The organism is Sphingopyxis solisilvae, assembly GCF_015475875.1.
Taxonomy (GTDB): Bacteria; Pseudomonadota; Alphaproteobacteria; order Sphingomonadales; family Sphingomonadaceae; genus Sphingopyxis; species Sphingopyxis solisilvae.
The window spans coordinates 105,710-127,916 of record NZ_JADKYM010000008.1 but is presented as its reverse complement, the minus strand read 5'-3'; the positions used below and the strand labels follow the sequence as shown (position 1 = coordinate 127,916).

General features: G+C 66.3%; 28 protein-coding genes. 16 read left to right on the top strand and 12 right to left on the bottom strand.

All coding sequences use genetic code 11. The features are described from left to right. Window positions 1–11 precede the first annotated feature (11 nt). From IR187_RS07990 to pal, 16 genes are all read left to right on the top strand, one after another. Window positions 12–560 carry a hypothetical protein gene (locus IR187_RS07990; RefSeq protein ID WP_194954074.1) on the top strand — a complete coding sequence of 183 codons (549 nt, stop codon included), beginning with the start codon at window positions 12–14 and terminating at the stop codon, window positions 558–560. Next, window positions 557–1,372 (top strand): hypothetical protein, encoded by an 816-nt coding sequence (locus tag IR187_RS07985; RefSeq protein WP_194954073.1) that lies wholly within the window; start codon window positions 557–559, stop codon window positions 1,370–1,372. The genes IR187_RS07990 and IR187_RS07985 overlap by 4 nt, the downstream gene beginning before the upstream one ends. 88 nt (window positions 1,373–1,460) lie before the next feature. Further along, entirely contained in the window at window positions 1,461–2,207 is a 747-nt protein-coding gene (locus IR187_RS07980) for a YebC/PmpR family DNA-binding transcriptional regulator (protein WP_194954072.1), read from the top strand. 208 nt (window positions 2,208–2,415) lie between these two features. After that, a complete protein-coding gene (ruvC, locus tag IR187_RS07975; protein WP_194954071.1) occupies window positions 2,416–2,889 on the top strand; it encodes a crossover junction endodeoxyribonuclease RuvC in 474 nt (157 codons plus the stop codon). Window positions 2,890–3,196: 307 nt separating this feature from the next. Continuing rightward, window positions 3,197–3,799, top strand: a complete 603-nt coding sequence (ruvA, locus tag IR187_RS07970; RefSeq protein WP_194954070.1) for a Holliday junction branch migration protein RuvA — start codon at window positions 3,197–3,199, stop codon at window positions 3,797–3,799. 24 nt (window positions 3,800–3,823) lie between these two features. Further along, the gene (locus tag IR187_RS07965) at window positions 3,824–4,033 is read left to right on the top strand and encodes a type II toxin-antitoxin system HicB family antitoxin (protein WP_194954069.1); all 210 of its coding nucleotides are present in this window, start codon (window positions 3,824–3,826) and stop codon (window positions 4,031–4,033) included. Continuing rightward, entirely contained in the window at window positions 4,034–4,252 is a 219-nt protein-coding gene (locus IR187_RS07960) for a type II toxin-antitoxin system HicA family toxin (protein ID WP_194954068.1), read from the top strand. Further along, a complete protein-coding gene (locus tag IR187_RS07955; RefSeq protein WP_194954067.1) occupies window positions 4,249–4,653 on the top strand; it encodes a GFA family protein in 405 nt (134 codons plus the stop codon). Before IR187_RS07960 ends, IR187_RS07955 begins: the two co-directional genes overlap by 4 nt. Continuing rightward, window positions 4,646–5,380 carry a haloacid dehalogenase type II gene (locus IR187_RS07950; RefSeq protein ID WP_194954066.1) on the top strand — a complete coding sequence of 245 codons (735 nt, stop codon included), beginning with the start codon at window positions 4,646–4,648 and terminating at the stop codon, window positions 5,378–5,380. Before IR187_RS07955 ends, IR187_RS07950 begins: the two co-directional genes overlap by 8 nt. A gap of 1 nt (window position 5,381) precedes the next feature. Next, window positions 5,382–6,404 carry a Holliday junction branch migration DNA helicase RuvB gene (ruvB, locus tag IR187_RS07945; RefSeq protein ID WP_168453524.1) on the top strand — a complete coding sequence of 341 codons (1,023 nt, stop codon included), beginning with the start codon at window positions 5,382–5,384 and terminating at the stop codon, window positions 6,402–6,404. A 351-nt stretch (window positions 6,405–6,755) separates the two neighbouring features. Then, complete coding sequence (locus IR187_RS07940) at window positions 6,756–7,235, top strand: YbgC/FadM family acyl-CoA thioesterase (protein ID WP_194954065.1); 480 nt, start codon at window positions 6,756–6,758, stop codon at window positions 7,233–7,235. Further along, entirely contained in the window at window positions 7,229–7,927 is a 699-nt protein-coding gene (gene tolQ / locus IR187_RS07935; RefSeq protein WP_194954064.1) for a protein TolQ, read from the top strand. Before IR187_RS07940 ends, tolQ begins: the two co-directional genes overlap by 7 nt. Continuing rightward, a complete protein-coding gene (locus IR187_RS07930) occupies window positions 7,927–8,433 on the top strand; it encodes an ExbD/TolR family protein (protein WP_194954063.1) in 507 nt (168 codons plus the stop codon). The genes tolQ and IR187_RS07930 overlap by 1 nt, the downstream gene beginning before the upstream one ends. Before the next feature lie 9 nt (window positions 8,434–8,442). Continuing rightward, window positions 8,443–9,279, top strand: coding sequence for a hypothetical protein (locus tag IR187_RS07925; RefSeq protein ID WP_194954062.1), 837 nt, complete (start codon window positions 8,443–8,445; stop codon window positions 9,277–9,279). Then, window positions 9,279–10,649 (top strand): Tol-Pal system beta propeller repeat protein TolB, encoded by a 1,371-nt coding sequence (tolB, locus tag IR187_RS07920; protein WP_194954061.1) that lies wholly within the window; start codon window positions 9,279–9,281, stop codon window positions 10,647–10,649. The genes IR187_RS07925 and tolB overlap by 1 nt, the downstream gene beginning before the upstream one ends. Before the next feature lie 106 nt (window positions 10,650–10,755). After that, window positions 10,756–11,271 carry a peptidoglycan-associated lipoprotein Pal gene (pal, locus tag IR187_RS07915; RefSeq protein WP_194954060.1) on the top strand — a complete coding sequence of 172 codons (516 nt, stop codon included), beginning with the start codon at window positions 10,756–10,758 and terminating at the stop codon, window positions 11,269–11,271. Here pal and IR187_RS07910 read toward each other — a convergent pair. From IR187_RS07910 to gspD, 12 genes are read right to left on the bottom strand one after another with little or no spacing between them, the layout of a single operon-like run. Beyond that, window positions 11,258–12,028, bottom strand: a complete 771-nt coding sequence (locus IR187_RS07910; RefSeq protein ID WP_194954059.1) for a prepilin peptidase — start codon at window positions 12,026–12,028, stop codon at window positions 11,258–11,260. The genes pal and IR187_RS07910 overlap by 14 nt on opposite strands. Before the next feature lies 1 nt (window position 12,029). Further along, window positions 12,030–12,743, bottom strand: coding sequence for a type II secretion system protein N (gene gspN / locus IR187_RS07905; protein ID WP_324187665.1), 714 nt, complete (start codon window positions 12,741–12,743; stop codon window positions 12,030–12,032). After that, window positions 12,740–13,222 carry a type II secretion system protein GspM gene (gspM, locus tag IR187_RS07900; protein ID WP_194954058.1) on the bottom strand — a complete coding sequence of 161 codons (483 nt, stop codon included), beginning with the start codon at window positions 13,220–13,222 and terminating at the stop codon, window positions 12,740–12,742. Before gspM ends, gspN begins: the two co-directional genes overlap by 4 nt. Continuing rightward, complete coding sequence (gene gspL / locus IR187_RS07895; protein ID WP_324187664.1) at window positions 13,219–14,373, bottom strand: type II secretion system protein GspL; 1,155 nt, start codon at window positions 14,371–14,373, stop codon at window positions 13,219–13,221. Before gspL ends, gspM begins: the two co-directional genes overlap by 4 nt. 1 nt (window position 14,374) lies before the next feature. Next, window positions 14,375–15,382, bottom strand: a complete 1,008-nt coding sequence (gene gspK / locus IR187_RS07890; RefSeq protein WP_324187663.1) for a type II secretion system minor pseudopilin GspK — start codon at window positions 15,380–15,382, stop codon at window positions 14,375–14,377. Beyond that, entirely contained in the window at window positions 15,379–15,993 is a 615-nt protein-coding gene (locus IR187_RS07885) for a GspJ family type II secretion system protein (protein ID WP_194954057.1), read from the bottom strand. Before IR187_RS07885 ends, gspK begins: the two co-directional genes overlap by 4 nt. Continuing rightward, window positions 15,990–16,376 carry a type II secretion system minor pseudopilin GspI gene (gene gspI / locus IR187_RS07880; protein WP_324187662.1) on the bottom strand — a complete coding sequence of 129 codons (387 nt, stop codon included), beginning with the start codon at window positions 16,374–16,376 and terminating at the stop codon, window positions 15,990–15,992. Before gspI ends, IR187_RS07885 begins: the two co-directional genes overlap by 4 nt. Next, the gene (locus IR187_RS07875) at window positions 16,366–16,848 is read right to left on the bottom strand and encodes a GspH/FimT family pseudopilin (RefSeq protein WP_194954056.1); all 483 of its coding nucleotides are present in this window, start codon (window positions 16,846–16,848) and stop codon (window positions 16,366–16,368) included. Before IR187_RS07875 ends, gspI begins: the two co-directional genes overlap by 11 nt. Beyond that, a complete protein-coding gene (gene gspG, locus IR187_RS07870; RefSeq protein WP_228765634.1) occupies window positions 16,823–17,305 on the bottom strand; it encodes a type II secretion system major pseudopilin GspG in 483 nt (160 codons plus the stop codon). The genes IR187_RS07875 and gspG overlap by 26 nt, the downstream gene beginning before the upstream one ends. 12 nt (window positions 17,306–17,317) lie before the next feature. Continuing rightward, a complete protein-coding gene (gene gspF, locus IR187_RS07865) occupies window positions 17,318–18,532 on the bottom strand; it encodes a type II secretion system inner membrane protein GspF (RefSeq protein ID WP_194954054.1) in 1,215 nt (404 codons plus the stop codon). Next, window positions 18,525–20,018, bottom strand: a complete 1,494-nt coding sequence (locus tag IR187_RS07860; RefSeq protein WP_194954053.1) for a GspE/PulE family protein — start codon at window positions 20,016–20,018, stop codon at window positions 18,525–18,527. The genes gspF and IR187_RS07860 overlap by 8 nt, the downstream gene beginning before the upstream one ends. Next, entirely contained in the window at window positions 20,015–22,204 is a 2,190-nt protein-coding gene (gene gspD / locus IR187_RS07855) for a type II secretion system secretin GspD (protein ID WP_194954052.1), read from the bottom strand. Before gspD ends, IR187_RS07860 begins: the two co-directional genes overlap by 4 nt. Window positions 22,205–22,207: the final 3 nt, after the last annotated feature.

Here is a 22,207-nt window from a genome sequence, read left to right as displayed (position 1 = left end):
CGGGAGGGTTTATGGGGGCACGATCGACAAGGGGGGCGGCGCTGATATTCGCTGCGGCGATGTTCGGCGGACAGGTCGCGGCGCAGGATACCTTGCCCGATCCTGCGACGATCAACGTCCTCGACATAGCGCCGTCAGCCGATCCCAAGGTGCAGAAGGAAGGATATAAATTCTTCTTCTTTCACAATCCGGCCGTCAGTTTCGCCCAAGCCTATGCCGACATTGCCGAATGCCGCAGCTTTCTGGTTCGCGACGGCGTGACGACCTTGCCGACCTTCCGGCCTTGGGTCGAACCCCTCAAGCGCAAGCCCCAAGGCTACACCGCCGGCTCCTATGGTCTCGTCGGCGAAGCGATGGCTTCAATCATCGTGCCGAAGCTGGAACGCGGACAACGCAACAACAAGCTGCGCCGCTGCATGCAGCCCCGCGGCTACGCCCGCTACGCGATCGCCGAGGCGGATTGGGACCGATTGAACGACGGCGATGAGGCGACCCTCATCGCGATGCAGGCAAAACTCGCGTCCGGCCCCAAACCCTCGACGACGGAGGTCAGCGAATGATCCGCCTGCTCCTTGCCTGTTTGCTGGTGCTCGCACCCGGAATCGCGCTGGCAAAGGGCGGCGATGGCGTTCTCAACCACAAAGTCGCGCCCACCGCTCTCGATCCCGCCAAGGCCTATCTGCTGTTCCGGTCGAGCACCGCGAAATCGGGCATGATCAACATCGAGCATATTTTCCTGCGTATCCCGACCGAGGCGGAAGTCGCCGCCTATCGCAGCGCGAAGGAAGCCGCTTATGCGGCAGATCTGCCAAAGCTCACCAAAAAAGCGAAGGACGGGAAGCCGCCGGCGATCGACGAATATGCCTTTACCTATGATGGGCCGGTAAACGCCTTTGCCGTCGATGCCGGGGATTTTCTGGAAGATGGCGCAATGCGCACCTTTCTGGTCGAGGTGCCTGTTGGAACCTATATTCTCTACGGCGTTTCGGTGGGCGGACGCGGCATCACCACCTGTAATTGTCTTGGCACCGTCAAATTTGCGGCGCGCGCCGGAGTGATTACCGAGATGGGTTCGCTGTTCGCCGACAAGGTACACAAAGAATCACCGATTCCGCATCTCGAGGACAATTTGGGACCGTCGATGTTCGCCTATGGCTTCACCCTGGGGCAAGCGCTTGTTCCGCCAACCGATGCTCTTATACGACCGGTTTCGCTCGCCGCCCTTCCCTTGGAGATCGCCGACTATCACGCGGTGGGGCTGTTTCCCGAGCCTGGGGCCGATTGGATCAATCGGCTTGCCCCGGTTCCCGGCATACTGGGCTATGAACGCGGGCGCGTGATCGATCTGCGCACAGGAAAGCCGGCTGAATAGGCAAAGGCTAAAGCGCAAGGGCGTTGAAAATAGTCGCCCGCTACGCGATAGGCCGCTTCACCAAATCACTTTCAAGCAGGATCCTCCCGTGGCCGGCCATAGTAAATTCAAGAACATCATGCACCGCAAGGGTGCGCAGGACAAAAAGCGCAGCAGCCTGTTTTCAAAGCTCAGCCGCGAAATCACCGTGGCGGCGAAGATGGGCCTGCCCGATCCCGACGCGAATGCGCGCCTGCGTGCGGCGGTCAACGCCGCCAAGGCGCAGTCGATGCCCAAGGACAATATCCAGCGCGCGATCGACAAGGCGAGCGGCGGCGAAGGCGAGAATTACGAGGAAATCCGCTACGAAGGCTATGGCCCGGGCGGCGTGTCGCTGATCGTCGAGGCGCTGACCGACAACCGCAACCGCACCGCGACCAACGTTCGCACCGCGTTCAGCAAGAATGGCGGCAACCTCGGCACGTCGGGCAGCGTCAGCCACGGCTTCGACCGGCTGGGCCTGATCAACTATGCCGCCAGCGCGGGCGACGCCGACACGGTGTTCGAAGCCGCGCTCGATGCCGGCGCCGACGATGTCGAATCGTCCGACGACGGCCACGACATCTGGACCAGCGTCGACAGCCTGCACGAGGTCGCGAAGGCGCTCGAAGCGAAGCTGGGCGAAGCCGAAGGCGTCAAGCTGGCGTGGCGTCCGACCCTGAAAAGCGAAGTCGCCGACGAAGCGACCGCGCAGACGCTGTTCAAGCTGATCGACACGCTCGACGACGACGACGATGTCCAGACCGTGTGGGGCAATTATGAAATCCCCGACGCGGTGATGGAGAAACTGGGTTGATGAATATCCTCCCTGTGGCGAAGCCATGGGGAGGGGGAGTGCGCGGTTGGATTGCCCCCGGCAATCCAAGCCCAGTCCGGGGGACTGGGCGACCGAGCACTCTCGCGAAGCGAGGGGTGGAGGGGCCGCGACGTTTGCGCCATCGCCCCTCCGTCAGCGCTCCGCGCTGCCACCTCCCCATCGCTTCGCGACAGGGAGGATCGAAAATATGATCATCCTCGGCCTCGACCCCTCGCTCAGCTGCACCGGCTGGGGCGTCATCCGCACCGAGGGGAGCCGGATCAGCCACATCGCGAACGGTCAGATCAAGACCGACGCCAAAGCCCCCCTGCCCGACCGCCTCGCGCATCTCGACACCGTGCTGGCGGCGGTGATCGCCGACCATGCGCCGCAATGCGCCGCCGTCGAGGAAGTGTTCGTCAACGACAACCCGCAATCGACGCTGAAGCTGGCGCACGCGCGCGGCGTCGTCCTGCTCGGCTGCGCCCGCGGTGGGCTCGGCGTGACCGAATATGCTCCGCGCCTCGTCAAGAAAGCGATCGTCGGCACGGGCAGTGCGGCAAAGGAGCAGGTGCAGGCGATGCTGCGCGTGCTGCTGCCCGGCGCGAAGGTCGCGGGGGCGGATGCCGCGGATGCGCTGGCGGTCGCAATCTGCCATGCGAACCACCGGTCGCGGTATTAGAAATATCTCACGCAAAGGCGCGAAGGCGCAAAGAAAAGGAAATCTCACACAAAGACACAAAGATGTCGGTTCCTACAGCGGCGTTGCGTCTTCCTCAGTGGTGGCTTCATTTCCTTGCCGGACTTCGTCCGGCCTTCAACCGCGAAGGTCGGTCGTCAACCGCTCAGCCAGCGGCAGCAACCGCCCTCTTTGTGTCTTTGTGTGAGAACAATCCTGTATCATTCTTCTTCGCGCCTTTGCGCCTTTGCGTGAGACCCCTTTCTCCTTCCCTGTTCCCTTTTCATTCTCCCCGCGCTACGCACAGCAAATGATCGCAAAACTTACCGGACGGCTGGACTCCAGCGGCGCAGGCCATGCGGTGATCGACGTCGGCGGCGTCGGTTATCTGGTTGAGGCATCGGCACGCACGCTCGACGCGCTCGGCGCCACCGGCGGCGAGGTGACCATCCACACCGAAATGCTGGTCGGCGAAGATTTCCTGCGCCTGCTCGGCTTTGCCAAGGCCGAGGAGCGCGACTGGTTCCGCCTGCTCACCAGCGTCCAGGGCGTCGGCGCCAAGGTCGCGCTCGCGATCCTCTCGGCGCTCGAAATCAGCGACCTGCAACGCGCGCTCGCCAGCGGCGACAGCGCGATGATCGCGCGCGCCAACGGCGTCGGCCCGAAACTGGCGCAGCGGATCACCCATGAATTGAAGGACAAGGCCGGCGCGCTCGGTGGCATAGCGGGCAGCGGCGCGACCTACATACCCACCACCCCCGGCCCCCTCGCCGACGCCGTCACCGCCCTCACCGGCCTCGGCTTCAAACCCGGCGAAGCGAGCGCCGCGGTCGCGGCGGCGAGCGAGGAATTGGGCGCGGAAGCTGGTCTCGATGCGCTGGTGCGGCTGGCGCTTAAGAAGGCGGCGAAGTAGGATGTCCGTCGGAAGGAAAAGATCATGCAGGTAACAGCTGTGCTGACCCCGGCGAAAGAAGGCGGTTTCGTTGCCTATAATCCCGAAACCGGAACGACCAGTCAGGGCGAAACGATCGAAGACGCGATCGCCAATTTGCGTGAGGCGGTCGAACTCTATCTTGAGATGTTTCCGATGACGTCAGGCGGCCCGCCGCTCGTCACCTCGTTCGACGTCGAAGCCCACGCCGCCTGAATGCCAAAATTGCCGGTTCTTTCGGGTCGCGACGTCGTGGCCGCACTCGAACGGCTCGGCTTCATCCAAATGCGCCAGCGCGGCAGCCATGTGATTCTCCAACGCGATAGAGTGGGGGTCGTGGTGCCGCTCCACCGCGAGTTGAAGACGGGGACGTTGGCGGGAATCATCCGTCAGGCAGGCTTCTCGCAGGATGATTTCTTGGCGGCGATCAAGTGACCACCCGCCACGCCTCCTGCCGCTGCGGCCAGATCCGCGTCACCTGCACCGGCGAACCCATCCGCGTGTCGGTGTGCCATTGCCGCGAGTGCAAGGCGCGCAGCGGCAGCGCCTTTGCCGCGCAGGTCCGCTTCCCCGCCGAACAGGTTCGCATCGAGGGCGAGGCGAATGCGCGCATGTGGCAATATACCGGCGATAGCGGCAACACCGCCGACTTCTATTTCTGCACCACCTGCGGCTCGGGCGTCTGGTACCGCGCGCGACCCTTTCATGACGCTTTCGCGATCCCGCTCGGCAATTTTGCGCCCGGCCACGGCTTTGTCCCTGATTACTCGGTGTACGAGGACCGCAAGGAGCCTTGGGTTTCGATCACCGGCGAGGCAATAGAGCATTATGACTGAGCCCGCCGCCCGCCGCCGCCCCAAAGCCCTCGCCTTCGACGTGTTCGGCACCGTCGTCGACTGGCGCAGCAGCATCGCGCGCGAATCCGCGACATTTCTCGCCAAGATCGACCGCAGCGACATCGACCCGCATGACTTCGCTGACCAGTGGCGCCGCCGCTACCTGCCCGCGATGGCGGCGGTCAGCAGCGGTCAGCGGGGCTTCGTCAAGCTGGACATCCTGCACCGCGAGATGCTGGGTGCGGTGCTCGACGCGCAGGGCATCGACCCCGCGGCGCTCGACCCGGCGCTGCTCGCCGACTGGACCGACGCCTGGCACCGGCTCGACCCCTGGCCCGACAGCGTCGCGGGGATCGCGCGGCTGCGCACCGCCTTTCCCGTCGTCACGCTGTCGAACGGCAATGTGTCGCTGATGATCGATATGGCGCGCCGCGCCGGGATCGTTTGGGATGCGATCCTGGGCGCCGAATATGCGCGCGCGTACAAACCGCAACCCGCCGCCTATCTTACGACCGCCGATGCGCTGGGGCTCGCGCCGCAGGAACTTTGCCTCGTCGCCTCGCACCACAGCGATCTGGCCGCCGCGCGCGGTTGCGGGCTGATGACCGCTCATATCGACCGGCCCATGGAATATGGCGGCGCCCGCGCGCCCGATGCCGACGCGGCGCAGGATTGGGAGTATAGCGCCGACAGCCTGACCGATCTCGCGGCGCAAATGGGATGCTGAATTGACCGACCTCACCACCCCCAATCGCACCCCCGAGGACGCCGACGCCGCGCTGCGTCCCAAGACGCTCGCCGAGTTCGTCGGGCAGGCGGCGGCGCGTGAAAATTTGCGCATCTTTATCGAGGCCGCCAAATCGCGCTCCGATGCGCTCGACCATGTGCTCTTCTATGGCCCGCCCGGCCTCGGCAAGACGACGCTCGCGCAGATCGTCGCCCGCGAACTCGGCGTCGGCTTCCGCTCAACCAGCGGCCCGGTGATCGCCAAGGCGGGTGATCTCGCCGCGCTGCTCACTAATCTTGAGGACGGCGACGTGCTGTTCATCGACGAAATCCACCGCCTGTCGCCCGCGGTCGAGGAAATTCTCTATCCCGCGATGGAGGACCGGGCGCTCGACATCATGATCGGCGAAGGACCGTCGGCGCGCAGCGTGCGGATCGACCTGCCCAAATTCACCCTCGTCGGCGCGACGACGCGGCAAGGTCTGCTGACGACGCCGCTGCGCGACCGCTTCGGCATCCCGGTCCGGCTCAATTTCTACACCCATGGCGAGCTGGAGCAGGTGATCACCCGTGCCGCGCGGCTGCTCGCGCTGCCGATCGCGCCCGACGGCGCGCTCGAAATCGCCAAGCGCTCGCGCGGGACGCCGCGCATCGCCGGACGGCTGCTCCGCCGCGTGCGTGACTTCGCGACCGTCGCAGGCCACGCCATTGTCGATGCCAAGGCCGCCGACGCCGCGCTCAACCGGCTCGAAGTCGATGCGCTCGGCCTCGACGCCATGGACCGCCGCTATCTGACGATGATCGCCGACATCTACCGCGGCGGGCCGGTCGGGGTCGAAACGATGGCGGCCGGCCTGTCCGAACCGCGCGACACGATCGAGGATGTGATCGAACCCTATCTGCTCCAGGTCGGCCTGATCGCGCGCACCGCGCGTGGGCGGATGCTCAATGCCAGCGCGTGGAAGCATCTGGGGCTCAATCCGCCGGCGGGGTCGCAGGACGGGTTGTTCGATAACGGCAAGTGACCGTGCCCCTGCGCAGGCAGGGGCCCATCACCTGCCGCCACACAAACGCAGCACGACTTCAATCAGGATCGTCATTGCGAGGAGCCGAAGGCGACGCGGCAATCCAAAGTCGCGTAAACCGCCCTGGATTGCTTCGCTTCGCTCGCAATGACGAGTGAGATAAACTGACCTCAAAACAGACGCAGCTCAGCAACCAGACGTCCGGTGATGGGCCCCTGCCTTCGCAGGGGCACAACGCACTCGGGAATATAACGGATTTCCGCCATCATCTCCCACCAAATGGCCCCCATCTGCGACAAACCGTCGATCAGGGGTTTGCGACGAGTCGAAGGCCCGCTATCGATCAACCCCATGGTAAACGCCCCGCCCCCTTTCATCCCCGGCGCCTTCGTCGGGGCTGAGCACCATTATCGGGCGCGCGTCTATTTCGAGGACACGGACCTCAGCGGCATCGTCTATCACGCCAATTATCTGCGCTTTATGGAGCGCGCGCGGTCGGACATGCTGCGGATCGCGGGCATCGACCAACGCGCCGCGATGGAAGGCGGCGAAGGCAGCTGGGCGGTCACCGACCTGACGATCAAATACCGCCGCCCGGCAAAGCTCGACGACGATCTGCTGGTCGTCAGCACCGTCGAAGCGGTACGCGGCGCGAGCGTCGTCATCGCGCAGCGCATCCTTCGCACAACTGACACGTTCATCGGCGAGACATTAACCGACGGGCAAGTCACCGCCGCCTTCCTGTCACCCGAAGGCCGGCCGCGCCGTCAGCCGGCGGGGTGGGCCCACCGCTTTACCGCCATCATGAATGGAGAGAACATCCCTTGCTAGACAATATCTCGCTGGCCGCCGATGCGGCGACCCTGTCCCCGGTCGCGCTGTTCCTGCAGGCCGACATTATCGTGAAGGCGGTGATGATCGGGCTGTTGCTCGCGTCGATCTATGTCTGGGCGGTGATCTTTACCCATGGCCGCGGCGTCGGCAAACTGATGCGCGCGTCCGAAAATTTCGAGCGCGATTTCTGGCGCGCCGACAATATCGACAAATTTTACGACAAGAACAGCGGCGAGGATCTGCCGAGCGCGAAGGTGCTGGGCGCCGGGATCGGCGAGTGGCGCCGTTCGACCAAGGGCAAGATCATCGACCGCGACGGCACGCGCGAACGGCTGGGCATCGCGATGAATTCGGCGATCGCGGGCGAGGTCGACCGGCTGGCCGACAAGATCGGGACGCTGGCCACGATCGGCTCGGTCGCGCCCTTTGTCGGCCTGTTTGGCACCGTGTGGGGCATCATGCGCAGCTTCACCGCGATCGCGGCAAGCAACAACAGCAGCCTGGCGGTCGTCGCGCCGGGCATCGCCGAAGCGCTGTTCGCGACCGCGATCGGGCTGTTTGCGGCGATCCCCGCGGTGATCGCGTACAATAGTTTCTCGCAGCGGCTGAACCGGCTCGAATCGCGCCTCGGCCGCTTTGCCGACGGGCTGCACGCGACGTTCAGCCGCGAGCTGGAGGTCGACGCCTGATGGGCATGACCGGTCCTGCGGGCGGCTCCGGCGGTCGGCGCGGCCGCGGCGCCCGCCGCGCGCCGATTTCCGACATCAATGTCACCCCGCTCGTCGACGTCATGCTGGTGCTGCTGATCATCTTCATGATCACCGCGCCGCTCCTCGCCTCCGCCGTCCCCATCGACCTGCCCGAAAGCCGCGCCAAGCCGGTCGAGACCGAGGATCAGGAACCGGTGCAGCTGTCGATCAACGGCGACGACACGCTGTTCATCGGCGAAGAGGTGGTGCCCGAGGCCGAGCTTCCGGCGCGGCTGGACGCCATCGCGCGCGAGAATGCGGGGCAGGATCGCCCGCGCCAGATCATGCTGCGCGCCGACAAGGGGCTCGATTATGGCCGCGTGATGCGGGTGATGGGCGAACTCAACCGCGCCGGGCTGACGCGCATTTCGCTGGTGACCACGGGTGCGAGCGGGGACACCCCTGCCGCCGCCGCGGTCACCGACGGTTCAGAAACGGCGCCATAGGGTTCCGATATGGCCACCACCATGGCAGCGAGGGGTAATGAAGGGCGCGGCTTTGCCATCGCGGCGATCGCGCATGTCGCCATTATCGGTTTGCTGTCGATCCAGTGGACGGCGGGCGAACGCCGGTTCGACAATCCGCCTATGGAGGTCGACCTGATCGCCGAAACCGCGGTGCAATCGACCGCTCCCGTCATCAGCGAGACTCCACCCGCCGCGCGGCTGGGCGAGGAAGATAATGTCGATATCGCCGCGCCCGAGCCAATGCCGACGCCGACCCCGCCGGTTCCCGAACCGATCGTTCGGCCGACCCCGGCGCCGACGCCCAAACAGGTTGCGCAGCCCAAGCAACCGCCAAAGGCGACCCCGCCCGCGGTCGACAAAGCGCCGCCCAAGGCTGCGCCCAAGGCACCACCGGCGAAGGATCGTCCCGCGCGTCCAACCGGGCGCCTTGACGGTATCGCCGAGGGGCTGTCCAAATCGCAGCCCAAGGCACCGGCGAGCAAAGGGGCGCCCGCCGCGGCCACCGCCGCCGAGGTGCGCCGCTCGATCGATGTAGCAATAGATGGAAAAATCCTCCCCTATTGGCGCCGGAACGTACCGTCGGGAGTCGATATCGATCAGTTGAGAGTCGTGCTGCGTATTCAGTTGGCACGCGACGGTCGGGTAACCAATGTCAGCCAGGTCGGTGAGCTCACGGGGAAAACCGACAGCAACGCACCTCAACAGAAGCTTTTCGTTGAGCGAGCGGAACGCTCGATTCGGCAAGCATCACCGTTCGACCTACCCGAAGAATATTATGATCAATGGAGGGTTTGGGACGTAACCTTCCGCACGAAAGGAATGTAATGCAAGCTCTTCTGGTTCGGATCAGCCTCTTCGCATCGGCGCTCGGTGCTATTTCAGCATTTTCTGCGTTGGCTCAAACTCCGCCTGCTCCGCCAGCGGACACGCCACGGACAGCGGAGGTTGTGGCGGAGGTGTCCAACGAACGCACCGTCATCGCGGTCCCGTCGTTCGCCACCTCGTCGGTGCAAAGCGTCGCGGGGCTGCGCACCGACAGTCTGGGCCGCCAGATTGCCGAGGTGATTTCCGCCAACCTGGAACGCAGCGGACTTTACCAACCGATCGGTCCCGGCGGCGTTCGCGCGATTACCCGCGCCGAGGTCCAGGCGCCGCGCTTTGCCGACTGGCAGGCGCGCAACGCCGAAAACGTCGTCCACGGCTTTGTCGATGCCGGATCGAACGGCAGCCTGGTCGTCGGCTGCTATCTGTACGACACCGCGCTGGGCAGCGAACTGGTGCGCAAGGGGTTCGAAATCCAGCCCGCCGACTGGCGCCGCGCCGCGCATAAATGCGCCGACGCCATCTATTCGCGCCTGTCGGGCGAGGCGCCCTTCTTTGACAGCCGCATCGCCTATATTGCCGAGAGCGGACCCAAGGGGAACCGCATCAAGCGCCTTGCGATCATGGACAGCGACGGCGGCAACCACCGCTTTATCACCAACGGTCAGGCGCTCGCCATTTCACCGCGCTTCTCGCCCGATTACAAAAAGATCGTCTACGTCTCCTATCTCAACAACCGCGTTCGCGTGTTTATCTATGATGTGGCAGCGGGGACGCAGAAGCTGGTGACCGAAAGCGGCAACGCGACGTTCGCGCCGCGCTGGTCGCCCGACGGCAAGCAAATCCTCTATTCGATGGCGGTCGGCGGCAACACCGACATCTATCGCATCTCGGCCGATGGCGGCACGCCGGTGCGGCTGACCACCGCGCCGGGCATCGACGTCGGCGGCAGCTTTTCCCCCGACGGCCGCAAGATCGTGTTCGAAAGCGACCGGTCGGGCAGCCAGCAGATCTATACGATGAACATCGACGGGTCCGACCAGCGCCGGATCAGCTTTGGCGGCGGCCGCTACGCCACCCCCGAATGGTCGCCGCGCGGCGACCTGATCGCCTTCACCCGCATGGGCGGCGGCGAATTCCGCATCGGGGTGATGACCCCGACCGGCGGCGGCGTCCGCATGCTGACCAACAGCTGGCAGGACGAGGCGCCGACCTGGTCACCCAATGGCCGCGTGCTTCAGTTCTTTCGCACGACGCCCGGACGTGAAGGCAAATCGAGCATTTGGCAGGTCGACCTGACCGGCGTGAACCTGCGCCGTCTGCCGACGCCGCAGGACGGATCGGACCCCAGCTGGGGTCCGGTTCTGCCGTGATGGCGGCGGAACCAAAATCGCCCATCCGGGTTCCCATATTGGCATAAAACGGCCATAAAACGCGCCGAAACGAAATTTTCCGAGCAACAACAAGAGGACAGACGACATGACGATACGCAAAAGCACCGCGATGATCGCGGCGATCACCATGCTGGCTGTGGGCGCCTGCGCGAAAAAGACACCCAATGTCTTGCCGCCTGCGCCCGATGGCGTCGATGGCGGCGGCGATTCGGGTTATGGCGGCGTCGTTCCGGGGTCGCAGGAAGATTTTCTCGCCAGCGTCGGCGCGATGGGCGACCGCATCTTCTTCGGTTTCGACCAGTATAACATCGATGCCGAGGATATGACGACGCTACGGACGCAGGCGCAGTGGTTGCAACGCAACCCCGCCGTGCGCGTCACGCTGGAAGGCCACGCCGATGAACGCGGCACCCGCGATTACAACATCGCGCTGGGCGAGCGCCGCGCCAACGCCGCGAAAAACTATCTCGCTTCGCTCGGAATCGACCCGTCGCGGATCAATGTCATCAGCTATGGCAAGGAACGCCCCGCCGAACTCGGCTCGACCGAAGAAGCCTATTCGCGCAATCGCCGCGCGGTGACGGTCGTCATCGGGCGCTAATCAGCGGCCAGAACGGCACCGTCGCGAAGGCGGCGGTGCAGGCAAAGACACCGAAGGGGACCGGTCGCTGAGCCAGCGGCTGGTCCCCTTTTCGTTGGACCAAGAGCGCCCAGACGATGCCGCCCAGACTGGCGAGCAGCAGCATCAGCGGCAGCGCCTGCCAGCCCAGCCAGCAGCCGATCGCCGCCACCAGTTTGGGATCGCCGCCGCCCATGCCGTCGCCGCCGCGCGTGCACCGATAACCCCAAGCGATCAGGGACAGTATCACGCCACCCGCCAGCGCCCCGATCCACCGGTCGAGCAGCGACGCGCCGAGCAGTGGCCCCGCCAGCAACAGGCCGGTGACCGCCAGCAAGGCGTTCAGCCGGTCGGGCAACCAGAAATGCCGCGCATCGAGCAGCGCGAGCGGCAACAACATCCAGCCGAGCAACGCCCAGATCCAGCCGGTCGTCCCCGGCATCACCGCCAGCGCTGTCGCGCCGATCAGCGCCGATCCCAGCTCGACCCGCCAGTGGAACGGGTCAATCGCCGCGCGGCACTTTCGACAACATCCGCGCGCCACCATCGCCGACAGCAGCGGCACCAGCTCGATCGCTCGGAGCACCCGCCCGCAATCGTCGCACTGCGACCGCCCGAGCACCGACCGCCCGGCGGGCCAGCGCAGCACCAGAGTTGCAATAAAGCTGCCGAGGACCAGCCCGGTCAGCGCGGCCAAAGCGACGCCCGTGCCAAAGGGCAAGGCATCGAGAAAGGTCACGTCAGAACCGGCCGCTGGTCGCCAGCACAAAGCCGCCCGGACCCGCCTTGAACCCCAGCATGGCGAGCGCCGCGGCCATCGCGGGGTCGCGAGCGACGTCGATCGCCAGTCGCGCCCGATAGGCACCGCTACCATCAAAGGACAGCGTCAGCCGCTCCATGCCCGACTGGCTGGCCAGCGCCGCCTGCGCGCGTCCGTCCACACAGCGCAGCGGCCCGGACAAGCCACGCGACAGATCGAGCCCCGCGATCGGCGCCGCGACGGAAAGTTGAACGCGTCCCGACGCGGCGACGCATTTCCCGGCAGCGTCGAAGCGCAGCGTCGCCCCCTGGAACATCACGCGGTCGACGGGCAGCAGGCCAAGTCCGCCCGACATCAGCGCGCTGCCATCGACGCCCGAAACGCCGCGAGGATTGCTGCCGTGCAGCCGCCCCGCCAGCGCACCCAGTCTTTCGTCCGTGCGCGAAAAGGCGAGTTCCGCATTGCCGCCCAGCAAGGCAAGCGGCGACAGGCTGGCGCGCACGGTGCCAAGCGGCAGCGCACCCAAGCGGGCCTCGACCAGTTCGCCTGACCAAACCGACCCCCGCACCTCGCGCGCGGTGACCCCGGCCTTGCCGGCCCCTGCCATCGCCAGCGCCAGCCGCATGGGAAAGGTCGCGGCGATCAGCACGAACGCCAACAGCAAAGCAGCGAGAATCCAGCGCCGTGCGGTCACCGGCCGCCCTTTCGGAGCTCGGCGGTCAGGCCGACGGTGCCGTCGGCGGCGGGGGTGATCGTCAGTTGGTCGATGACAAATCCCTGCCCCTCCAGCGACGCCAGCCAGTCGGTCAGCACCGGCGCGCGTGCGGCGGCGATCGCAATCGTCGCCTGGTCCGACCCCCGCGCCTCGTTACGGTCGAGCGTCAGTCCGATCTCGCTCGCCGACTGCGCCAGAAATTGGTCGATGGACCCCGCTTCGACGATCGTCGCCGATGATTTCGCCGGACGCTGTGCAAGCAACCGAACCTTTGCCGCAACCCGCCCTTCGCGCTCGAGCGCAGAACGGTGGTGGTTTTCCATGTCCACAATGGCGGCATAGGCCGGACGGCCCAGCCCCCACAGCAGAACCGCGAGTGCCAGCATTGCCGCGACGGCAACGAGCCAGCGTTCACGCAGGCTGAGACCCTGCCACCAATTGTGCAGCTTGTCGGTCATGGCACCGCCCGGATGGTAATATTGGCCAGTTGTTGCCCATCGCTGCCAGCCATCGGCTGAGCCGTTATGCGATAGCCGCGCGCCTGCAACGCCAGCAGGACCTGATTGATGTCCTCGACGCGCGGCGCCGCCAGCATCGTCGTAAGCGTCCCGTCGGTGCGGTGCGAAAGCGACCGGATCGAAACCCCCGGCGCGTCACGCATCGCCGCGTACAAGGCCGATGCGGGCACCGAGAACGCCAGCGGGCCGCCGCCTGCCGCCGCCAGCCGCCGGTCGATCTCGGCTTCCGCCGTGATGGCGTCGGGTGCGTTGATCCCTGCCGATTTCGCCATTGCAATGACGGCGGCGTCGGCACGCCGGGTGTCGCTGGCGACCCTCAACATATGAACCACAGGGATCAACAGGCTGACGGCCACCAGCGCGATTGCCAACCGCTTTGCCAGGCGCACCAGCGCCGGGTCGAGTGCCCAGCGGCGTTTCGGTTTCCACGCGCCGCTGAGCAGATCGAGCGGCGGCGCCGCGACGGTGAGCAACAGCGCCTCGCGCATCCGGTCCGCCGCGAGCGGCAGGACAGGGTGCGACGCCGCGATAAGCGGGTCGAGCGCGGGATCGGACACATAGGCCCGGTCGGCGCTGCGCACGATATGCTCACCCCCCAGTTCGGCCCGCCACAGGCTTTCGGCCTCGGGCGGCGGCACCGCGGCCGCCGCGGGGATGATCGCGTCGGCGGACAATCCGCGTTCCGCCAGCCAACCGGTCCAAACGGCCATCGCGGCATGGGTGGTAACGGCAACCGGCACCGCCTGCCCCGTCGTGGCGGGTTCACCGGCGACAATATGCAGCAACGCGCCTTCGCCAAGGCTGTCGCGGAGCGTGTCGACACGGGCGGCGGCCGCAGCCTGCGCCGGTGCGGCGTCCGGGTAGCGCCGCCAGCGAATTGGCACGTCGATTGCGGGGGCGAGTGCGATGAGACGATCGTCGGCATCGGCGACGCCCGCCGCCCGTTCGCCGGCGTCGATCCATCCTTCGTCCTGACCGCTATCGACAATCACCCCGTCATCGGCACGCAGCCATGCCGGATGGAGCAGCGCATCGTCTTTGCCGTCGAGCGCCGCGACCGGAGGCAACCAGAGGATCAAGGTACGGCTCACGTCAGTCGCTTTCGACCCAGTTGCGACGCACGATCATCGGCGGTGCCTGTCCGGCGGCAGGCGCGCCACCATTGGCGTCGATGAGTGAAACTGCCGTCAAGAAACCGTCCCCCATCGTCACATTCGTCGTCAGTTCCAGCCAGCGGCTGGTCACCGCCGCCTGCTCGGCGACATCATTCGGAGGGTCGAACCGTTCGAGCGGACCCGATTCCCAGAATCGCACGCTGCTGCCATAGCCGCCCGCTGGCCGCGCCGCCAGCGCCGCCCGTGAATCGGCAAGCGTCAATTCGCCGGGGAGCAGCATGGCGACGAGCGGCGCCTGTTCGGGCGCGAGCGTATTCACATTAAGCCGCACCGGATCGGTGACCGGCAGGACGCAGATCCAGGGTTTCAATCGCGCGTAGATTTTGGGGCTGACGCCGCGCACCGCGCGCAACTCGCTGACGTCGACCATCTTGCGATTGGCGGCAAGATAGGGGGTCGGCATCGACCGGTACACATTGTCTTCCGCGCCCAGCGGTCCATCGTTGCCGTCGCTGTCGATCCAGTCCGCCACGGCACCGGCAATCGCCTGTGCTTCGCCGCCGTCGATACCGATCGCGGTCATCAGGGCAGCGAACTGGCGCATCGCGCCCGATCGCTGGCTGAATCGCCCGGGGGCGGTTTCGGCAACCAGGCTGTTGAGGTTAAAACAGTTGCTGGCGTCGCGCAGGCGCGCGCGGCCTTCCCCGCCCGGCAATGGCAGCACGAAATCGCGCCCCAGCCAATTGCCGGCCAGCGTCAGCTTTGCGGGATCGCGCCCGACAAGGTCGCCGACACGGCGGAGCGCAATCTGTTCGGCGGCAAAGCTGTAGGCACGCCCCTGATCGACCACCGCGGCGCTGCCCGCGATGCGGGTCGCAAGCGTCAGCCGGTCCAGCGCGGTGGCGGCGATCACCGCCATCACCGCGACGAGCAGCAGGACGCTGAGCAGCGCAGCGCCGCGTTCACCGGAAGCGCGGCGCGTCACGGCAACGGACTTTCGGATGCCGGGGACGGTGCGGGCAAAGTCGGCGCGGTCAGGAACAGCATCGTCAACGGCTCGCGCCCGCCGCGGGTCAGGCGCACCTCGACCGCGACCGGCAGGCGATCGCCGGGTTCCGAGTTCCAGCTGTCTGCCCAGTTTCCGGCCGTGTCGCGATAGCGCGCCGCAACCGCCACGACATCGCCGACGAGCCGGTCCCCGCTGCCCATTGCGCTCCCGTCGAGCATCGGTTGCGTCGCGCGCCGCCACTCGCCATCGGTAAAGGCATAGGCAACGCGCTCGACACCCGGACGCGGGGAACCCTCGTCCGTGGCGGCACCTGCGTGAACGAAGGTGAAGCCGGTGGAGCTGCCGACAAAGGCGGGAACCGCCTCACCCGCGACGCCGCGAGTCGGACGCTGCACGGTCTGCGCCAGTTCGTTGGCCATGATCGCGCGGACGCGATTGATCCCGCCCATTGTCTGCAATCGCGCCTGAACGGCATCCTGCGTATCGACGCTGCTGCGCAGCAGGCCGACGCCAATCGCCGCGATCGCGGCGAACAGGGATAGTGCCACGAGCATTTCGACGAGCGTGAAACCGCGTTCGTCGTTCATCGTGACGACCGGATGATCGTCAGCGCCGCCTGCCCGCGTCCGTTTTCGGGCCGCACGATCAGGTCAACACGCAGCAGGCTGTCGTCGGCGGTGCGCGCGACGCGCTGTTCGACGCGCCAGTTGCGTCCCGCGTTCGCGACGCCGATCGCGCTGTTGCCGATCGTCGGCGGCGCGGGATCGGTCCACAGTTCGACGGCGCGGTTCTGCGCGACGATCCCGGCGACGGTGCTTTCGTCGAGGTCGCCCGCGGTACGTACCGCGAAGGCATCGAGGCGAACGAGGGTCAGCGCGGCGATGCTGATCACGCTGAGCGCGACCAGCATTTCCAGCAAGGTGAAGCCCCGCTCGCCGCGCTGGGGGCGCTGGGGGCGTTCATTCGCCACGGCTGATCTCTCCGGTCGCCGACACGCGCACGACCGCGCGCGCGTCGCCGCCACTCAGTACCACCGTCTGCGGGGTCGGGCTGGTGCCGACGCGGTCGAAGAGGATGCGCGCGACGCCCTGCCCGTTGCCCGCAGCGAAACGCACATTGCCCGGCCAGTTCCGCTGGGCAAAGGCGCGACCGGGCAGCGGTTGCCACTCGCCCGCGATCCGGCGTTCGAACCCGTAGCCCGACGGCGCGAAATTCACCGCGACGCTGCGGCCCTCGATCACCGCAATATCTCGCGCGCCCGCCAGCCGCGCTGCGAGCCGGTCGGCTTCGCTGCGTACGCCGCGATCCTCGCCGGGAATCGTCAGCACGACGGCCGTCGCGGCCAGCGCCATGATGGCCAGCACGACCATCAGTTCAACCAGTGTGAAACCGTTGGTAGCCGGGCGTCGGCGCGGCTTAGCTGTCGCTGCGAATATCCGCATTATCGTCGGTCCCGCCGGGGGCGCCGTCGGCGCCGAGCGACCAGACGTCGAACGCCTTCCCGTTCGGGCCGGGCGCCTGGTAATTATAGGGCCGCCCCCACGGATCGGCGGGCAGTTTCTTGACATAGCCGCCGCGACGATAGCGCTCGGGCTGGGCGAGCGACGGCGGAGCCGAAACCAGTGCGTTCAGCCCGTCGGTCGACGCCGGATAGGTCAGATTGTCGAGCCGATATTGTTCGAGCGCCGTTTCCAGCGTCGCAATGTCGGCCTTTGCCTTGGTAACCATCGCGCGGTCTTGGCTCGGCAGGACGTTGATCATCACCACCGTCGCGAGCAGGCCGATGATGAAGATAACGACCATCAATTCGGTCAGGGTGAAACCCCGCTCGTCCTTTTTGCGGCGCCGGGCCGAGGTCGGGCGCGACGGATCGAGCATCAGGCGAATGAAAAGCTGCATCAGCGACATTTATTACAGTCCGGCCAGATTCTGCAACTGAAGGATCGGCAGCAGAATCGCGAGGATGATAAGAGCGACGCACGACCCCATAAGCACAATTATGACAGGTTCGAGTAAGGCCATCGACGCTGCGGTGAAACGATCGAACTCGCGCTCGAGATAATCGGCGGCGCGTTCGAGCATGACCTCGAGCCGTCCGGCGCTTTCGCCGCTGGCGGCCATGTAAACAAGCAAGGGCGGGAACACCCCGGCATCGCGCAGTGCCGCCGACAGGCTGCCCCCGGCACGGACCTGATCGACGATCGCCGCCGTGGCGCCGGCCAGCGCCGCATTGCGGATCGTCGGCAGGGTCAGCCGCAGGCCGTCGACGAGCGGCAGCCGGCTGGACACCATCGTCGCCAGCGTGCGGGCAAAACGCGCCGCATAGAGATCGCGCAGCAACCGCCCGAGCAGCGGGAGGCGCAGAAGCCGCGCATCGACGCGCGCCTTGAAGGCCGGGCGCCGCATCGCGGCCACCCAACCGAACGCCGCGGCGATCATCAGCAGCGCGATCAGCCACCACCAGTTCGCGGCGAAGTTAGAGATCGCAATCACCGCACGGGTCAGGAACGGCAGTTGCTGGCCAGTGTCGGTGAATTGTTCGACAACGCGCGGGACGACAAAGATCATCAGTGCCGCGACGACGCCGATCGCAACGACCGCGAGCACGATCGGATAGGCGAGTGCCGCGATCAGCTTGCCGCGCACCTCGGCCTGCCGTTCGAGCAGATCAGCGAGGCGTGCGAGGATCACCGTCAGGCTGCCGGTGGTTTCCCCCGCCGCGACCATCGCGCGATAGAGCGGCGGAAAGCTGGCGGGCTGGCGCGCCATCGCATCGGCGAGACGGCGCCCTTCGAGCAGCCCGGCGTGGACGTCGCCGATGACATTGCGGGCACTTTCGGCCTCGCTCTGGCGGGTCAAGGTGCGCAGCGCTTCCTCGAGCGGCGCGACCTCGGCGAGCGTCGCCAGCTGGCGTGTGAACAGCGCGAGCTGTTTGCTGTTCAGCCGCTCGCGGCGGAACGCGAGCAGCGACCCGCTGGCGGGCTTTGCCCCCGCCGCCTCGACCGCGACGATATGGAATTTTCGCCGCACCAAATCGGCGCGCGCGGCATCGTCGCTGGCGGCGGTCAGCCGGCCCTTGCGCTCGCGGCCTTGGGGATCGATCGCCACATAGCGATAATCAGGCATCGACTTCCTCGCGCCGCGCGATGCGGATCGCCTCCTCGGCGGTGGTGAGCCCTTTCGCGACCATCGCGCGCGCGGCCGAGGCGAGCGTCGGCGCTTTCAGAAACGCATGTTTCGCGATCATCGATTCATCGCCGCCGGCGTAGATATAACGGCGCACCGTCTCGTCGACCTTGATCGCCTCGAACACACCGATGCGGCCCTTGTAGCCGGTGCCGCCGCATGCCTCGCAGCCCTTGGGGCGCCAGATGACGGTGCCGATGTCGAGACCCAGCATCGCCGCGACGCTGTTGTCGGCCTGCACCGGTTCGCGGCAGTTGTCGCAAAGTTTGCGGACAAGGCGCTGGGCGAGGACGGCGCGCAAAGTCGAAGCGAGCAGAAAAGGTTCAACCTTCAGATCTTTCAGGCGCGTGATCGCGCCGACCGCGTCATTGGTGTGAACGGTCGACAGCACGAGGTGGCCGGTGAGCGAGGCCTGCACGGCAATGTCGGCGGTTTCGCGGTCACGGATTTCGCCGACCATGACGACATCGGGATCCTGGCGCAGGATCGCGCGCAGGCCCGCGGCAAAATCGAGCCCGACTTTGCTGTTCACCTGCGTCTGGCCAACCCCGTCGACGGCATATTCGACGGGATCCTCGACGGTCAGGATATTGCGCTGGCCGTCGTTCAATTGCTTGAGGGCGGCGTACAGCGTCGTCGTCTTGCCCGAACCGGTGGGGCCGGTGACGAGAATGATGCCATTGGGTTCGGCCAGCGCCTCGCGCAAAATCTGGTCGGCGGCGCCCGACAGGCCGAGGACGTCGAAATCGATCCCCGCCGCATCCTTGTCGAGGATACGCATCACCACCCGCTCGCCCGCGCGGCTCGGCAGGGTCGAGACACGGACGTCGACCGCCTTGCCCGCCAGCGTCAACCCGATACGTCCGTCCTGCGGCACACGGCGTTCGGCGATGTCGAGCCGCGCCATCACCTTGATGCGGCTGACGACGACGGGCGCGACGTGCGGCGGCATGCGGAGATGTTCGCGCAGTACGCCGTCGGCGCGCATCCGCACGACAAGGCCGCTTTCATAGGGCTCGATATGGATGTCGCTGACCCCCTGCCGCACCGCTTCGGCGATGATCGCGTTGATCAGGCGGATCGCGGGGGCATCGTCGGCGCTGTCGAGCAGGTCTTCGGCGCTCGGCAGGCTGAAATCGATATCACTGCCGTCGAGCGATCCCGCCATCGCGGCGGCCGAGCTGTCGACGGCATAATGGTCCGACAGCAGCCGGTCGAAATCCGCCGCATTGGCGGTCACAACCGTCAGCGGCGCGGCAAGATAGCGCTTCACCTCGATCAGCACTGCGGGGTCGGCATCGTCGCGCAGGGTCGCAAGCCACGCGCCACCGTCGCCCGGCGCGATCACCACGCCGTGCTGGCGCGCAAAGCCGTAGGGAATATCGACCGGCGCGGGCGGCGCCGCGATCGGTTCGGGCTCGCTCACGGATATTCTCCCGGCGGCGGCGCGGGCGCGTTCGACACGGAAGGGGGCACATCGGTCGATATCACCCGTCCATCGGCGCCGCGCAGTTCGGGCAGGTTGACCGGACCGACGGTGATGTCGGCGGCGGTCGGCTCGGTCGGTACCGGCGGCACCGCGCCCAGATAATCGCGCACCAGCGTGTCGATCGCGGGTTCCTCATCGGGGTTCCGCTGCAACTGGAAGTCGCGGATATAGCCGTAGCGCCGCGCGGTCAGTGCCGCATTATCCTCACGATTGCGCAGGATCGTCGGGCGGATGAACACCATCAGATTGGTTTTCGAACGCGTCCGGCTGCGTGACTTGAACAGCTCGCCGAGCAGCGGAATGTCGCTGAGCAGCGGGATGCGCTCGATCGTCTTGCGCTCGTCGTCGTTGAGCAGCCCGCCGATCGCGAGGATTTCGCCATCGTCGACGGTCAGCACGGTTTCGAACGACCGCTTGTTCAGGATCAGGTCGCTGTTGCGCGACGATACCGGACCCGCGACGCTGGACACTTCCTGGCGCAGGAACATCTTCACCTCGCCCGCGCCGTTGACCTGCGGCGTCACTTCCAGCTTGATCCCGACCTCTTCGCGCTGGACGGTGCGGAAGGCGTTTTCGAAGTTGGTGCCGAGCTTTTCGCCGGTCGTGATCGGCACGTCCTGGCCGACGAGGAATTTCGCCGCCTGATTGTCGAGGGTGACGATATGCGGCGTTGCAAGCAGGTTCGACGTTGTGTCCGATTTCACCGCGTTGATGATTGCGCCGAAAATCGTGTTCTTGCCGATGTCGCCGGCAAAGCCCGCGAAGCCGCCGGTTGCCCCCAGGATCGACGCGGCAGCCGCCTCTTGCAGGCTGTTGCCGAGCGCGCTCGTTGTCTGGGTCACCACCGTCGTGCCGTCGACCGTGGTCGTATCCTGCGTCAGCCGGGTCGCGGCATAGGCGCCGCCGAGCGTGAAGATATTCGGCTGGGCATTGCTGTAGTTGGTCGCGACAAAGGGAATGTTCTTGCCGCCGAGCAGGAACTGGACGCCCAGCCGTTTCGCCGCATCGTCGCCGATTTCGACCACGATCGCCTCGACCAGCACCTGTTGCCGCCGGCTGTCGAGCTGGCGGATCAGTTCGCCGAGCATCCGCTGCACCTCGCTATTGGCCGCAACGATGATCGCGTTGGCGCCTTCGTAGCGGGTCACGATGGCGGGGCCGCGGGTCGAAATGCTGCCGCCGGAACCGCCGACGGTGGCCGCCGTCGTCTGGGCGGGAGCGGACGACGACGCATCGCCGCCACCGGAGGCCGCCGCCGGGGAGAGCCCCGCCTTTTGTGCCGGATCGCTGCCACCGCCGACCAGCTGTTGCAGCGTCGGCAGCAAGGTTTCGGCGTTGGCATGTTCCAGCCAATAGACGCGCAGTTCGGTGCCGCCTGCGGCCTTTGCGTCGAGGTCTTTCGCCATCTGGACAAAGCGCGCAACCAGCGCCTGGTCACCGCGCAGCGCGATCGCGTTGCTGCTGTCGATCGGCACGATCGCGACCGGCGCGCGCGCACCCTCGCCCGCGGCGGGAACGAGCGCGGTCAGCGCGGCGGCGATTTCGCGCGCGCCGGCATTTTTCAGCGTCACCACCTGGCTGGTCGAGCTGTCGCGGTCGATGCTGGAGGCAAGCGCGCGGATACGCCGGATATTGTCGGCGAAGTCAGCGACGATCAGGCTGTTGGCGTTGCGGTTCGCGGTCAGCGATCCCTGCGCGCTGACCAGCGGGCGCAAGGTTTCGACCGCCGCAACGGCGTCGATATGGCGCAGGCGGATGATTTCGGTGACGAACTGGTTCTGCGCCGCGCCGCCGCTGCCGATCCGGCCGGGCTGTGCCGCGGCTCCGTCGATCGGCTGGACGCGGTAGCTGCCGTTCGGGCCGGGCACTGCGACCAGGCCGTTCGAACGCAATGTCGACAGGAAAATCTCGAAATACTCGCTGCGCGACAAGGGTCGGTCGGTGACGACCGACACTTTGCCATTGACACGGCCGTCGATGACGAAGGTGCGCCCGGTGATCCGCGCAGCGTCCTGAATGAAGGCGCGGATGTCCGCGTCGCGGACGTTCAGCGTATATTGCGCCTGCGCCGGGGTGGCGGACAGCAAGGCGGCGGCAAGCATCAGGGAAAGTTTCAGACGCATAAT